At 60.5% G+C, this 13,704-nt stretch carries 13 protein-coding genes and 1 pseudogene; 6 read left to right on the forward strand and 8 right to left on the reverse strand.

Going from position 1 to position 13,704, the window contains the following annotated elements:
* Positions 1 to 984: an ATP-grasp fold amidoligase family protein gene (locus tag OKW87_RS08385; protein ID WP_265543856.1), complete on the forward strand. Its 984-nt coding sequence runs from the start codon at positions 1 to 3 to the stop codon at positions 982 to 984.
* 290 nt (positions 985 to 1,274) lie between these two features.
* On the opposite strand, the gene OKW87_RS08390 is transcribed toward OKW87_RS08385, so the two are convergent.
* Positions 1,275 to 2,168, reverse strand: a complete 894-nt coding sequence (locus OKW87_RS08390; protein ID WP_265543859.1) for a LysR family transcriptional regulator — start codon at positions 2,166 to 2,168, stop codon at positions 1,275 to 1,277.
* 104 nt (positions 2,169 to 2,272) lie between these two features.
* On the opposite strand from OKW87_RS08390, the gene OKW87_RS08395 reads away from it, so the two are divergent.
* Together OKW87_RS08395 and OKW87_RS08400 are read left to right on the forward strand one after the other, a co-directional pair.
* Positions 2,273 to 3,136, forward strand: coding sequence for an NmrA/HSCARG family protein (locus OKW87_RS08395; protein ID WP_265543861.1), 864 nt, complete (start codon positions 2,273 to 2,275; stop codon positions 3,134 to 3,136).
* 34 nt (positions 3,137 to 3,170) lie between these two features.
* Positions 3,171 to 3,287: pseudogene (locus OKW87_RS08400) on the forward strand (AtaL-like protein); the annotation flags it as partial.
* A gap of 25 nt (positions 3,288 to 3,312) precedes the next feature.
* Here OKW87_RS08400 and OKW87_RS08405 read toward each other — a convergent pair.
* The 4 genes from OKW87_RS08405 to OKW87_RS08420 form a co-directional block, all read right to left on the reverse strand.
* A complete protein-coding gene (locus OKW87_RS08405; RefSeq protein WP_265544189.1) occupies positions 3,313 to 3,483 on the reverse strand; it encodes a hypothetical protein in 171 nt (56 codons plus the stop codon).
* A 223-nt stretch (positions 3,484 to 3,706) separates the two neighbouring features.
* A complete protein-coding gene (locus tag OKW87_RS08410; RefSeq protein ID WP_265543863.1) occupies positions 3,707 to 5,398 on the reverse strand; it encodes a PAS domain-containing hybrid sensor histidine kinase/response regulator in 1,692 nt (563 codons plus the stop codon).
* Positions 5,391 to 6,182, reverse strand: coding sequence for an alpha/beta fold hydrolase (locus tag OKW87_RS08415; protein WP_265543864.1), 792 nt, complete (start codon positions 6,180 to 6,182; stop codon positions 5,391 to 5,393). The genes OKW87_RS08410 and OKW87_RS08415 overlap by 8 nt, the downstream gene beginning before the upstream one ends.
* A 205-nt stretch (positions 6,183 to 6,387) precedes the next feature.
* Positions 6,388 to 6,762 carry a DUF6180 family protein gene (locus tag OKW87_RS08420; RefSeq protein ID WP_265543866.1) on the reverse strand — a complete coding sequence of 125 codons (375 nt, stop codon included), beginning with the start codon at positions 6,760 to 6,762 and terminating at the stop codon, positions 6,388 to 6,390.
* A 762-nt stretch (positions 6,763 to 7,524) separates the two neighbouring features.
* Between OKW87_RS08420 and OKW87_RS08425 the strand changes: the two genes are divergently transcribed.
* Genes OKW87_RS08425 through OKW87_RS08435 form a run of 3 tightly spaced genes read left to right on the forward strand, consistent with a single transcriptional unit; the run spans position 7,525 to position 8,889 of the window.
* Positions 7,525 to 8,043: a hypothetical protein gene (locus OKW87_RS08425; protein ID WP_265543868.1), complete on the forward strand. Its 519-nt coding sequence runs from the start codon at positions 7,525 to 7,527 to the stop codon at positions 8,041 to 8,043.
* 1 nt (position 8,044) lies between these two features.
* Positions 8,045 to 8,356 (forward strand): hypothetical protein, encoded by a 312-nt coding sequence (locus OKW87_RS08430; protein ID WP_265543870.1) that lies wholly within the window; start codon positions 8,045 to 8,047, stop codon positions 8,354 to 8,356.
* On the forward strand, positions 8,344 to 8,889 hold the full coding sequence (locus OKW87_RS08435; RefSeq protein ID WP_265543872.1) for a YybH family protein: 546 nt from the start codon (positions 8,344 to 8,346) through the stop codon (positions 8,887 to 8,889). The genes OKW87_RS08430 and OKW87_RS08435 overlap by 13 nt, the downstream gene beginning before the upstream one ends.
* Positions 8,890 to 10,026: 1,137 nt before the next feature.
* Here the strand turns inward: OKW87_RS08435 and OKW87_RS08440 are convergent.
* From OKW87_RS08440 to OKW87_RS08450, 3 genes are read right to left on the reverse strand one after another with little or no spacing between them, the layout of a single operon-like run.
* Positions 10,027 to 10,674, reverse strand: coding sequence for a hypothetical protein (locus tag OKW87_RS08440; RefSeq protein WP_265543874.1), 648 nt, complete (start codon positions 10,672 to 10,674; stop codon positions 10,027 to 10,029).
* A gap of 28 nt (positions 10,675 to 10,702) precedes the next feature.
* Positions 10,703 to 13,090 (reverse strand): serine/threonine-protein kinase, encoded by a 2,388-nt coding sequence (locus tag OKW87_RS08445; protein WP_265543876.1) that lies wholly within the window; start codon positions 13,088 to 13,090, stop codon positions 10,703 to 10,705.
* A complete protein-coding gene (locus OKW87_RS08450) occupies positions 13,083 to 13,640 on the reverse strand; it encodes an ECF-type sigma factor (protein WP_265543877.1) in 558 nt (185 codons plus the stop codon). The genes OKW87_RS08445 and OKW87_RS08450 overlap by 8 nt, the downstream gene beginning before the upstream one ends.
* Positions 13,641 to 13,704 lie beyond the last annotated feature (64 nt).

Raw genomic sequence — 13,704 nt, forward strand, 5'->3', positions numbered from 1 at the left:
ATGCCGACACTTCGTTCGCCGAGTTGCGATTTTCTATCGAACGCTGCTCCTGCGGTCGGCGCTGTGCGAAGCGGGTGGGCGCATTCGCAACCTATCACTCGGGCCTTCAACCATTTGATCGCGGGCACGCATTTTGCGCGCCGCTTCCAACGGTGGCCGCTTCCGGTTGGCGATCCGCGCGCGTTGATAAACGACCATATCTTCGCTCGGATGATCGATCCCGACTGGACGGATTTGGAACGTGCCGTCGTCGACAAGGCGACCGCCAAGTTCGAGGCGGCGAAACTTGCGCCAATGCTACGCGCTCCGCACACGCTCGGCATCATAGCGATGGACGATATTGCGTCGGTGGAGGCACTTTATCAGGCGCTAAAGTCGTTCATTGGCATGCCGGCAATCGCAAAGCCCACGCACGCCAGTGGGGCGGTCATCTTCCTGCGCGACTTGAAGTCGGCGCGGCAGCTCGACAGTCTCTTTTCGCTGGCCTCGATGGATTACTCCTCGATCCTTCGCGAAATGCAGTATGCCGGGATGCGCAAGCAGATCATCGTCGAGATGCTCGTCGACGCGGCCTCGGAACAATCGCCGGACGATTACAAATTCCATTGCGCGAACGGCGTGCCGATCGTCTGCCAAGTCGATCACAGCCGCTTTGGGAGGCCGTGGAGCCGCCTGCTTCGAATTCCGGATTTAGAGCCGTTCGACCCCGCTGACGGTCTTACATGGCCCGAAACCTACCGGCGTCCAACGGCTGAAAGGATCGCCGCCATGATCGAGGCTGCGAGCGCGCTCTCCAAGCCATTCCAGATCGTCCGCGTTGATCTTTACGATGGCCGCGACGGCATCTTCTTCGGCGAGCTGACCTTTTCACCCGCAGCGGCGCTCGGCATCGCGCCATCGGCAATGGGGGATCATGCGATAAATCCGACGCATCTGGCGTACAGCACCGCCATGGTGTCAGCGCTTAGCCTTAGCAGCACTTGAATAGCTTCTAACCGCGCACAGAGACACTGCCGTCCTCTGAATAAGCATGTTTTCGGGAAACGAGCATAACCCCTGTAAGACATCATGGGCGCATGCCTGTCAGCTAGTTTGGATAGTGCCGGTTGGGGAGCCGTGGCAGATTGCGGTCCTGCGCCTGCTGCCGAGAATGGCTGCGATTGCGCCGATTTATCACAATGGCACTAGAATGTTGGTTGCGTCCGATGCTGGGCGATATGGCCCTCACGACGCCGGCCAATGACAATGGAAGCGAAACATCTTAGTACGCATCATTATTTTGCAAGATAGGCGGCGAGCTCATTGGGGGTTCCCAGCGGAAAGGCCTCTCTCAGATGGTCGAGAAACGCCGAGACGCGGGCGCTTAGTAGCCGCCGCGTTGGGTAGAGCGTCCATAAAGCGATCTCGGACCCTTCGACATTTCCCCAATTCACCAACGTACCGTCGGCGAGATCGTAGCTGACGAGGGATATCGGCAATCGCGCCGCGCCTACGCCCATCCGCACGGCATCCCGGACCATGATGAGCGACGACAGGCTAAGCACGGGATTGACCGCGATGCTCGATTTGCCAGTCGGCGTCGTTGCATTCCAGATATCGCTTCGACCCACCGGTCCGCGAACAACGGCGGGAACGGCCGACCCAATTGTCGGCGGCGCCAAGTCTGGGCTCGCCACCACCACCAGCCGATCCCGAAGGAATATCCGTCCGATGAGGCTTTCATCCGGCTCCGGGTTGACGCGGATCACCAGATCATAGCCCTCTTCGATCATGTCGACGGACCGATCCTCGGTCGTGACCTCGAGCCGGACCTCGGGATATTTGAGTGCAAAGCCCGCGGCGAGCTTCCCCATCGCCGTTTGCGAAAAGAGCAAAGGTGCGCTGATCCGCAACCTGCCGCGCGGCGTATGCCCACCCGAGGCAATCGCTGCGGCCGTCTCTTCCAGTTCGGTCAGCAACTGGCCAGTCCGCTCGGACAATGCGCGACCTTCCTCGGTAAGCTTCAACGTGCGCGCGCCGCGCTCGAACAGCCGCAGGTCGAGGCTCGCCTCCAGCTCCGCAACGCGCCGGGACAGCGTCGCCTTGGGACGACCGGTGGCGCGCGAGGCTTTTCCGAACCCTCCATGGCGGGCGACCAGATTGAAATCTGCCAGAGCGAGAAGATCCATGCGTTCCACCAGTAAGACTGTCTGTACAAATCTAGCGACTAACGGCGTGGATGTGGATCGCTATTTTGAGGATAGCCAAACGGCCCAACCTCAGGAGTAACCCAATGACCATCCTCGTCACCGGCGCGACCGGCAATGTCGGCGGCAACGTCGTCAAGCAACTCGTCGACCGCGGCGCTAAGGTACGCGCGCTTGTCCGCGATCCTTCCAAGGCCAGCTTCCCGGACGGCGTCGAAGTCGTCCAGGGCGACCTGCTCGACGTGGGCTCGCTGCGCCGCGCGATGTCGGGCGCGACTACGCTATTCCTGCTGAACGGCGTCGTGGCGGACGAATTTAGCCAAGCGCTGATCGCCCTCAACCTCGCTCGCGAAGCCGGGATCGAGCGGATCGTCTATCTGTCGGTGATCGACAGCGATATCTACGTGAATGTCCCCCATTTCGCGGGCAAGTTCGGCGTGGAGCGGATGATCGAGCAGATGAGCATGAATGCCACGATCCTGCGTCCCGCCTATTTCATGGACAATGAGATCACCATCAAGGACGTGGTCACTGGCTACGGGATCTACCCCATGCCGATCGGCGACAAGGGTCTCGCGATGATCGACGCTCGCGATGTCGGCGAGATTGCCGCGATCGAGCTCATCCGCCGTGAGAAGTCGGCCATGCCGCTGCCACTCACCCGCATCAACCTGGTCGGTCCGGATACGCTTACCGGCGCTGATGCCGCTGCAATCTGGAGCGAAGTGCTCGGCCGAACGATCGTCTATCCGGGCGATGACACCCGGGGATTCGAGCAGAACCTGGGGGCATTCATGCCGAGCTGGATGGCATACGACATGCGTCTGATGGCGGAGCGGTTTCTGAGCGACGGCATGCTTCCGGATGCGGGCGATGCCGAGCGGCTGACCGCGCTGCTGGGCCGCCCCCTGCGCTCCTACCGCGACCATGTGGCGCAGATCGCCCGCTGACCGGCGTCCCATCACGCAGACAAGGACACCTGCCATGATCTATTCGACCGCCACCGTCCCCGTGAACCCGCAAGGCGCAACCAGCCTCACCCGCGCGCAGGTCTGGAAGGGCCTCGAGCGCAAGGCCCGCGACGCGCGGTTGTTTCTCCCGCCCGGCCTCTGTACCAGCTGCGACGTCACGGAGGAAAGCGACGCACCTCGTTCGCGATGCCACGATCGCAGGCAACGATTTGCGCGAGATAATCGTGCTCGAGCCGCAGCGAAAGATTACCTTCTTCCAGGCGAGGGGCCCGCGCGAAGGCGCGATCATCGACGAGCTGTTCGAGAACGAAGCGGGCGAGCTTCAACTCAAATTCTATTGTTATCTCCGACTGCGGGACGAAACACCGGACCTCCTGTGCCGGTAGTGGCCAGCCGGATATTGGGCCGGAACCGGAGATAGCAGACGCTCGCGGTGGATCGGACGCGATCGGCAGCTCTCGGCCCAGCATGCGACATTCCGCGATCAGGCCGTTCGCCATTCAAAGATAGGCGAGAGCTGCCGGAATGCGCGCGTTTCACGGCTGTTGTCTAGCTATCTAGAACCTCGCGCACCTTTGATGCCAGCCGCTCGAAGCTAAAGGGCTTGCTGATCAGGTTCACGCCGAGGTCCAATCGTCCGTTATGGACGATGGCGTTGCGCGTATAGCCGGTCGTGAAGAGTACCTTGATGCCTGGGCGTCGCCGTCTGGCCTCGTCGGCCAGCCGGCGGCCGTCCATCCCCTCTGGCAGCACCACGTCGGTGAATAGCAGATCGACGTCGTGCGCGGCTTGCAGCACCTTGAGTGCGCTATGCCCGTTGGCGGCCTCGAGAACCTCGTATCCAAGTTCGCGCAGAATGCCGGTGCTGAAGGTTCGAAGATCATCGTGGTCTTCAACGACAAGGATGGTCTCTACGCCGCCGTGCGTGGGTGCGGCGACTGAGGGTTCATCTGCTTCGGCCACGGCTCCTTCAGAAATAAGGCGTGGGAGATAAATTTTGATCGTCGTTCCTTCACCGACCTCGCTGTAGATGCGAATGTGCCCGTTGGATTGCCGCACAAAGCCGTATACTTGGCTCAGGCCCAGACCTGTGCCTTTGCCGACTTCTTTCGTCGTGAAAAACGGCTCGAACACCTTCGCCAAGGTCTCGGCGGACATGCCGGTGCCGGTGTCGCTCACGGCAATGAGCACGTACTGACCGGCCACGACGGGCTCGGGCACCTGCGCGACATAGTCTTCATCGAGGTGCGCATTGCCCGTCTCGATGGTAAGACGGCCCCCGGCGGGCATCGCGTCTCGCGCATTCACCGCCAGATTCACGAGAGCGTTTTCCAGCTCGCCCGGATCCGCCTGGGTGCGCCAAAGGCCACCTCCGGTGACCGTCTCCAGCGCGATGGTTTCTCCCAAGGTCCGCTGAAGCAGGTCCGCGAGGTTTGTCACCAGGCGACTGGCATCGAGCGGCTTGGGGTCAAGCGGCTGGCGCCGCGCAAAAGCAAGTAACCGGGCGGTAAGTGTAGTCGCTCGCTCGGCGCCGTGCGAGGCCATTCGTACCGAGCGCTCGATGCGTTCGGTCGCGGGGGACACCGGCAGCGTTGAAACCTGACGGCGTATCGTGTCCAAACCGCCCAAGATGACGGTGAGCAGGTTATTGAAGTCGTGGGCCACTCCGCCAGTCAGCTGGCCGATGGCCTCCATCTTCTGGGCCTGACGCAGCGCCTCCTCCGCTTTCATCCGCTCTGCAACTGCTTCACCTACCCGCGCCTCTAGGTCGGCGTTCAGCTCGCGGAGGTCTGTGCTGGCTTGCTCGGCCGTTCGACGCGCTTCGAGCAAATCACGCTCGTAACGCCGCCTGTCGCTGGCATTGAAGACGGTTATCCGGATAAAGCGAACGGCTCCATCGGGGTCCCGACGCTCGACTGCGTTGAGCAAGACGGGAAGCAAGCCACCATCCGCGCGAACCAGATCCAAAGCTACTTCGTGGAAGGCGCCCTGCATTCGCAGCAGCGGTGCGAAATGGGTCTCGTAGTAGATCTTGCCCGCAATATTGAACAAGTCCGGGACCCGACGCCCCACAAGTTCTTCGGGCTTGTGTCCGAGCCACTTCGCAAGCGTGCTGTTGACCCTCCCAATCCGGCTGTCCGGTTGCGCCGAGATGTAACCGCACGGCGCATTCTCAAACAGGTCTTCGAGATCGTCAGCCGTACCGTGGGCGTCGGCAATGGGACGGAGTTGGTCAGACAAAGGCGCGGATCGCCGCGATGGTTTCTTCAGGCGCACTAAGGTTGGGGCAGTGGCCTGTTGCCTTCAACAACACAAATTCGCTGCCGGGCAGGTTACGATGCACGAACTCGCCAACGTACTGAGGCGCGATCACGTCATCGGAACACTGCAGCACGAGCGCCCTGGCAGGCACGTCAGCGAGATCGTCGCGATTATCCGACAGGAAGGTAGCGCGTGCGAAAGCCTTGGCGATTTCCGGATCGGTACGACAGAAGCTGTTGGTCAACTCCTCACCCAGTTCGGGCCGGTCGCCGTTGGCCATGATCACCGGTGCCATTGCCTGCGACCAGCCCATGTGATTGCTGTCGAGGAACTCGAGGAGCTCGTTGATCTGAGCCTCGCTGAAGCCACCGACGTACCCCTCACCATCATCGATGTAGCAGGGGGAGGGACCGATAAGGACCAGCTTTTCAAAAAGCTCTGGCGCCTTCTTCGAAGCCAGCACGCCGATCATCGCGCTCACGGAGTGACCGACATAGACGCCGGACTTGACCCCCAGCTCGCGACAGAGCCCGACGACGTCGTCCGCATACCCGTCAAGCGAGGCGTATTTCACCGGGTCGTACGCATCGAGATCGGAGCCCCCGGCGCCAATATGATCGAAAAGTATTGTCTGGAAGTCGGCTTCGAACGCAGGGGCCACGTAGCGCCACATATTCTGGTCGCAGCCAAACCCGTGCGCAAAGACAATCGCCCGATTCCCCGCACCACGAACGTGCGCATTATTTCGAGTCGAGAAAGACATAGCCGATCCTCTAGCCGCCCTCGGTCGCGGCTAACACCATAGAACCACACTTGCCAAGCCAACCGGAGTGAGGGCTGTTTTCCCAAGCAGTGTCACCGGCGACGCAGGCAGGCGCATCGCCCAGCCTCCTATTCGGAAAGCCAAGATCGTCGTTCTAAAAGCGGCCGCCGTACTCGCAGGCAGGTTAGAGCGCCCCCGTTCCTGCCTATTTGATAGCCGCCTTCACTGCAGCAAAGGCACGGTCCGCGAATTGCCCTAGCGCCCCCTTCTGCGCTTTGTAGTCGATCCCCTGCACAACACTTACTGTCGTGTTGCCCACAGCGATGCATTGTACAACGAATGCGCCAGCCCCTGCGCGGCCACCCTTCACGATCACGAGCTGGCCTGGGAAACTTTGCATATCAACGCTAAGCTTGGATTGACGCGCCATATGGGCCACCGCGTTTCCGCAGGTCGCCAGACTCAGCCGCGCTGATGGCGTTCGCTCAACGTGGTAAGTGAGGTTGAAGTCGCTGTCCTGAGATTGCGCAGGCGAAGCGATAGTAAGAAGGGCAAGGGCTATCGGCAAACTTACTTTCATATGTGACTCTCCAGCTGCGTTGCAATGCGGACCGAACATGCCGAACGCGGTGGAGGGTTACAATCGGCTTCGCTGCCCCGGTGACGGTTGGAGATCACCTAGTCCCATTTTAAGCTCGCCTTGATAGCTGTAGTGGCGTTCTTCGGCCGGCAGGCGAACGGCGGCTAACCACGCTACCCGTGCGGTTTAGCAACAAAGTGCTCGAAAGAGGCCACCGGCCTGAGGAGAACGAATGTCCGAAGCTGGGAAGCTCGCGAGCCCTCGGAATGACCGCATTTGGATTCGACCGCCGAGCTGAGCCAATGTCTGCTTTCCGCGATCTGACGCCGATAGCTGCCGGTCTGCAGACGGCCCAAGGGCTGCCGAACTGGTTTCGCCACGAGTTGCCGGTCTGCAAGGCGCCCGAATCCCGGCCATTCGCAATCGGACGGGAGATCTCAAATGCCGCCGTCCGTTAGGCTGCGGCGATGACCATGACGGGTGAATAAGGGATGGGCCGCTTTAGGGCGTCTCTCTTATGAAAGCTGCCATATCAAAGGCGGCATCACGTCGTAGGCAGCGAGACAGCAAACTCTTTTGGCCTTCGGTTTGCCGCTGCCAATCCGATTAGATCGCCTACTGCCGTATCCTAATGGTTCATGCATCATGAGCCGCCTCATTGATGCCGCCGACTCCCTCGTTAGTGCAAGCCTTAGCCCCTCTATGCGCTGAGGCGGATCGTCACTACACCCGTCACGATGAGCGGCGAGATTAGAGGAAAGCGTGAAGCGCCATTCAACTTTGTCGGCGGCGATCGGAGCTGCCATCTTGATCTCTACCTCAGGCTCAGCGAGCCCGGCGCAAGGTGTGGTTTCAGGCAACTATGTCGTGGACCGGGAACGGAGCGACGACTACTTCCAAGCGATCGAGAGCGCTACTGCCGGCCTTTCCAACGCAACCCGCCCTCTCGCTCGCATAAGGCTGCGCAAGTCCACGGCTACAGATAGAATGAGAATCTCGAGTTCAGAAGGTCGATTCTCGATCAAGTACGATGCCCATCCACTGATTGTCGTTTGGATAGCCCAAGAGCCGATCAAATGGAAGCTCGTGGAAAGCCTTGTTTTTGACGTGTCGGCAAAAGCGGACGGTGAAGCTGTTTCGCTAACGTTCCGTGCGGCCGACAGCGAGCGGACCATATTGTATCGCAGAGATGGCCAGCAACTCGTGGCAGAAACGACCATTGTCAGTTCGCTACTCTCTACACCAATTAGCTTTACGGTCGTGTATAATCAAACGAACTGAAATGAGCACTGAGTTGATTTGTTTACTGGAAGCCTTCACCGACCTGCGTCTAGTAGATGCGGATGCCGGTTTATATGATCCTTCCAGCGGCCGCTTTCAGGCACACCGTGACCTTGGACGAACGGCAGCAATTGAGTCGTTTACGGCCGGGCAGCTTTTGATGCGTGTAGATAGGCCCCGTAAGGCCTATGGGTGGAAAGAAGACATCCGAAATAGCGCATCCAGCTTTCGCGGTTGCGATCTTTTTCAGATGAGGCATGATGGAACGCCAGCGGAGGCAGAACGTGATTGGAGCGTCCTATGCGACATCTGAAATACATCGCGCCACTTTCGCTTTGTGCGGGCAGTCTCAGCGCGCCTAGCCATTCTCAAACCGCCGCTGACCGTGCTGCCGTTGAAACCGTAGTAGCCGAGCAATATCGCACGTTCGGTGCCCGTCAGGCGGACGCCTACGGGGCCCTGTTCACGCCCGAAGCCGTCTTCATCACTGTGGATGGCATGAAGATGAATGGTCGGCAAGAGATCATCGATGGTAACGCGTTGTTCTTTGGGATGGTCGATCCCAAGAAGAATAACGTTTCCTACAAGAACCTGACGGTCAAATTCCTCAACCCGGTTACTGCCGTTACCTACAGCGTATGGGACGGACTCTGGACGAAGCCCGCGATCGCCGACCGAGCCCAATCAGGCTATCTAACGATAACGCTGAGCAAGGTGGGCAACCGATGGCTGATCGCTTCGGCTACCAACGCCTTCAATTGGCGGGGCACGCCGAATTACGACCTGCTTGAATATGATGAGTGGCGCAGAAGAATGAGCAAGGGCGGGACGACGGCACCTAAATGAACGTCTGCAAGTGGGTCGGTAGCGGACCAACAGCCTCCGGGGCGGGCGGATCTAGTGCCGTAATGAAAGAAAGTGGGTGGTTAGCTGCCGTTTGCTGAATTCGCGTCGCAGCTTCTTCTTTCTGCCGCTCAATCGCACGTGCGGTGACCTACTGCGTTATCGGAGGCGCCTCGGCAGAAATATTGCCAAGCGCAGGCATGACCGAAAACACGCCGGTCGCATTGTAGCTTTTTCCATATGCTTGAGGGATGTAGAGGACAAAGTCGCCGTGCTTGCTGTCTGAAAGATAAAGCACGCTTGGTGGAACGTCATGTGACATCCGGGCATATCCGCACTCTTTTCCATTCGTCCATGCGCGGCATCGTAGATCTCCTTCACCTGAGCGCGATGTGAGCGTAACCTTATCTCGCTTGTGATTCAAACTACCGCTAAACGGCCGGAACTTTCGACCGGAATGGGTGTATACTTCAACGTGATATAGTCGGAGCCTTGGTTCGAAGCCCAAGCCTACCCGGTCAGGCTTGTGATCACCGTCCAGGTCGACCTCGAATGCCGTAAGACAGGCCTCTCCAGTACGTCCACCCGGGCAGGTCGTGTGTTGCGTTTGCCCGTTGGCTTCAGCAGCAGTTGGTGCGCCCGCCGACATCAAAGCTGATATGGCAAAGATAACGCCCAGCGAAAGGTGCTCGCTTACAGCGGGCAAGGCAGGCAGGCGAATTGCGGAAGTCGCGGGGCATAAGAACTGCATTCGCGCAAACTGACACGCCTGTACAGCGTCCGCTAGTGGTTCGTGAGCCGACCGGCGGCTTTGCCCCATTTGTTGCCGTTCCCGTCCCGATCGCGGAGCCTCGTAAGCGGACGATCCGCGCCATGGTGATTTGACGCGGCTCAAACTCTAAAGATGGTGATTCGCTGCTCCTTCCGAAAGTTCGTGGAAGGCTTTACGTTACGGCACAAGGAGCACCTGCTTGGTGTCTGCTTAATGCGATTCGTTATCTCGGCGTCGGTATTGAAGTACTCTGCGAACGGAATCTGACCATAATGATGCCCCGCTTGATCTAGATGGGCCCCTGCACAAATCGCCAACTCTCAGCGGTCTTGAAAGCGGTCGTCTATAGAGCGCTCAAGCTCCAGGTATCAACGCTTGCCCTCCGCCAGAACGCCATACTGGTCCACGACGATCCCGAAAAAGAAGTCGTTGTAGTCGCTGTTCAGATTGGAGGCGCCGAACGATTGAGACAGACATTCCATCTGCGTATCGGTCACCCCCGATTCGGCCGATCGCCTTTTGAAGGCCAGAACCATCACATCATATTGATGCACGATGGTTCCCGGGGGAATCGCACAAAATGTTTCGATTTTACGGCCGTAGCCGGCGAGACTATCCGTATCCGCATCGAAGATTGGCAGATTCGCGAACATGCCGCGCGCAACAAGCCAGGCCGTTGCCACTCTCTTTGTGCGGGCGCGGTGTGCCACTTCATATGCGTGTTGAAAATGCTCGTTGACGTAATTATCGGCGAACTCGATTGAAAGCTCGCTTTCGATGGCTGCGGTTACCGCGCAATCGATGTCCGGCGCCGTGGGCTGTTGGTCGTCGCGCGGCGGCGGCGCCCTCGCGACGGCGAGCTCGATTAGGCCGCCCTCGTTCCTTTTGACCGCGATCGTCTTACGCGGGATACCGCACCCGGAGATGCGGTCTAACGCTACCGCCTCTCCGGCACCCGTCTGCCCCGAGAATAGTGACCACATAAGGCCAAGGGATACGAAAACGGCTGCGGTCACGCCTGCCTCCAATAATCTGCAAAGCAGTTCAGACTTCGGGGCCCACCCCCGCGCGCGGCGCACCCCCGTCGCAGCTGTCGCGCGTGAAGCTCATTGCATTCTTGCCCCAGCCGGCGCGGTCTGATCCGGTCAATTGCCCGCTTCGTTCCATTTCAAGATAGCTCGCCTTGGCCATTCGCCAGAGCTTGCACGCGCCGGCATAGTCGCGGCCGTTATAATGGTTGGCGCCTGTCGTCATCAGCGCGGTCGCCCTTGCCCTGCGCGGGCCGACCGCATTGCCGCCAAGCGCGATCAGCCTCTCGTGGATCGCGAGGACCTGGTCGCCCTTGGCATAGCTATCCGCGAAGCTCTTGTGATCGGCGAGGATCTGCGATTGCAGGTCTATGATTGCGGCATAAAGGCTCAACGAGCCGGCATCGCGCGGGTCGCGTCCCGCCAAGATTGCGGCATGTTGTGCCGCGGACGCCACCGATTGCCGTGCCGCTTCGTCACGCTTGTTCGTGCGGTGGACCACCGCGCGATACCATTCCGAGATGGCCAGCTTGCGAAGCAATCGCGGATCCTCTGGCGCGGAGGCGACCAGCCGCTGGTTGATCGCGACGGCGGCGTCCAGCGCCCGGCGTGCTTCCTCTGCATGCTTGAGCTTGTGATGCGCTTCGCCGAGCAACCGAAGGATCGCCGAGCGGGGGGACAAGACATCTGCCGTGTTAGCGATCCGCGGTGGCAAGCCATTCAGAAACGCCGCACCTTTTTGATAGATTGGCAGCGCACCGGCATAGTCGTCGGACCAGCCATGTGAGTCGCCTTCGGCCTGGATCGCCGTGGCATAGATTCGCGCGGTCTCGGGAGTCTGCGTCGCGAAGGATTTGGCGAGGCGCTGCGCCTCAATCGCCAGGGCTCGTGCTTTTTCGGGCGCATTATTGTTGTAGAGATTGGTGCCCGAGCGTTCGAGCAACAAGTCGGCATAGGCAATGACCACGTCGCGATTGCCGCTGGAGTGCGCCGCAATCGGGGCGAGGATCTTTTCGGCACGATCCAGTAGGGTCTCGGCATCGGCGAGTTTGCCGAGCTGGCTTCCTTGCCCCCCCCCGATCACCGTCGCCAGCCGCTTGAACCCGCGCCCGGCCTCCAGCTTCACGTCGAGCGGGGCATCGGGGTCCGCCGCCAGTGCATCGAGATAGGTCAGTCCCTGCCGCGCCAGCATCACGCGCGCCGCCGTCGAACCGGGCGCCTTGCTGACTTCGTCATAGGCATCGAACAGCATTGCCTTGGCGATGCCGCGAGTCTGCTGGAACCGTCGTTCGGCCTCCGCCAGCGCACGCTCCGTCCGGGCATTGGCGATGAGCGCCACCGTAAGCGCGGAGATCAGCGCGAGCAGGATTAGCGAGACCGCGATCGCCGTCGGGCGATGCCGCGCGACATATTTCGCCAGCCGATACCCGCCGCCGGCCCGCATTGCCGCTACCGGATGTTTCGATTGCCACGCGTCGATATCGGCGCGCAGCGCGTCGACGGTCAGGTAACGCTTCGACGGATCCAGCGCAGTCGCGCGGCCGATGATAGCACGCAGCTCGACGTCGTTTGGCTTGGGTGACACCAGCCGTTGGAGCACCATTCCGAGCGAATAGATGTCCGCAGCCGTGGAAACGCGGGCGCTGGTCATCCGCTCCGGGGCGGCGAAGCCTGGCGTGAGACTCAGGCTGCCGATCGACACGGCGTCGACCGGAGCCTCCTGGTCATCGGCCGGCTTGGCGATACCGAAGTCGATCAGCTTCACGGTGCCGCTTTTCGTGACGAGCACGTTCGAGGGCGTTAGGTCGCGGTGGACCACAAGGTTGCGGTGGGCGAAGGCCACCGCCGAACAGATGTCGAGGAACAGCGCCAGCCGCGCCTTTCGCGAAAGATTTCGCTCTTCGGCGAACTGCAGCAGCGGCAGTCCGTCGACATATTCCATCACGATATACGGCGATCCGGCATCGGTAGCGCCACCGTCATAAAGCTGCGCGATATTGGGGTGAGTCAGCTGCGCCAAGGTCTGGCGTTCGCGCTGAAAGCGCTCGACCAGCGCCTCCGACATCAGCCCCGGCTTGATTACCTTGATCGCCGCGACATGCGCGAAGTCCCCGGTTTCGCGCTCGCCGCGATAGACCGATCCCATGCCGCCACGGCCGATCCGCTCGACGATACGATAAGCGCCGATCCGCTCCGGATCGGCTTCCTGCTCGAGGCTTTCCGAGGCGCCACCGGTGCGCAGCGAAGCGACGCGATCGGCGTCGCGCATCGCAATAAGCCGTGCGCGCAGCGCTGGCCTGCCTTCGCTGCGCTTTTCGATCCAGCTCTCGCGCGCGTCTGGATCTACTGCGAGCATCTCTTCGAACAGCGCGATCGCCGCGCGCTCGACATAGAGCTCATCCATCGATCGGGTTGGCCAGCACGTCGAGCAGCCAGGCGCGGGCGGTGTGCCAGCGTCGTTTGACCGTCGCTTCGGACAATGCGGACACCGTGGCGATGTCCTCGATCGTCATACCCCCGAAATAGCGCATCTCCACGATCTCCACCAATTGCGCGTCGATCGCGCCCAACCGGATCAGCGCGGAATCGAGCGAATTCAGGTCAAAGCGCTGCTCTCCTTCTACGCGGGTGCAAAGTTCGACACGGACGTGCTCGCGGCGCGCGGCATGTTTGGCGCGGGCATGATCGACCAGGATGTTGCGCATCATCCGCGACGCCAAAGCGATGAAATGCGCGCGATCCACCGGCCCCAGCGCTTCGCTTCGCATCAGCCGCAGCACGGCGTCGTTGATCAGATCGCCCGTCGATAGCGACGAGTTGCGTTCGCCACGCAGCCGGGCCGCAGCAATCTGGGCAAGCTCGGGATAGAGTCGAGTGATCAGCCGATCGCGGGCCGTGGTTTCACCACCCTGCCAGCGCGCCAATAACATGGCGGTGCCTTCGTCCCCGGTCATCGCCAGCCCCCACTTCGCTTGCAAAAACAGGAATATGTGAAAGCTTGCTCAGACGCAACGCGGT

The sequence above is a fragment of the Sphingomonas sp. M1-B02 genome, from assembly GCF_026167525.1.
GTDB lineage: Bacteria > Pseudomonadota > Alphaproteobacteria > Sphingomonadales > Sphingomonadaceae > Sphingomonas.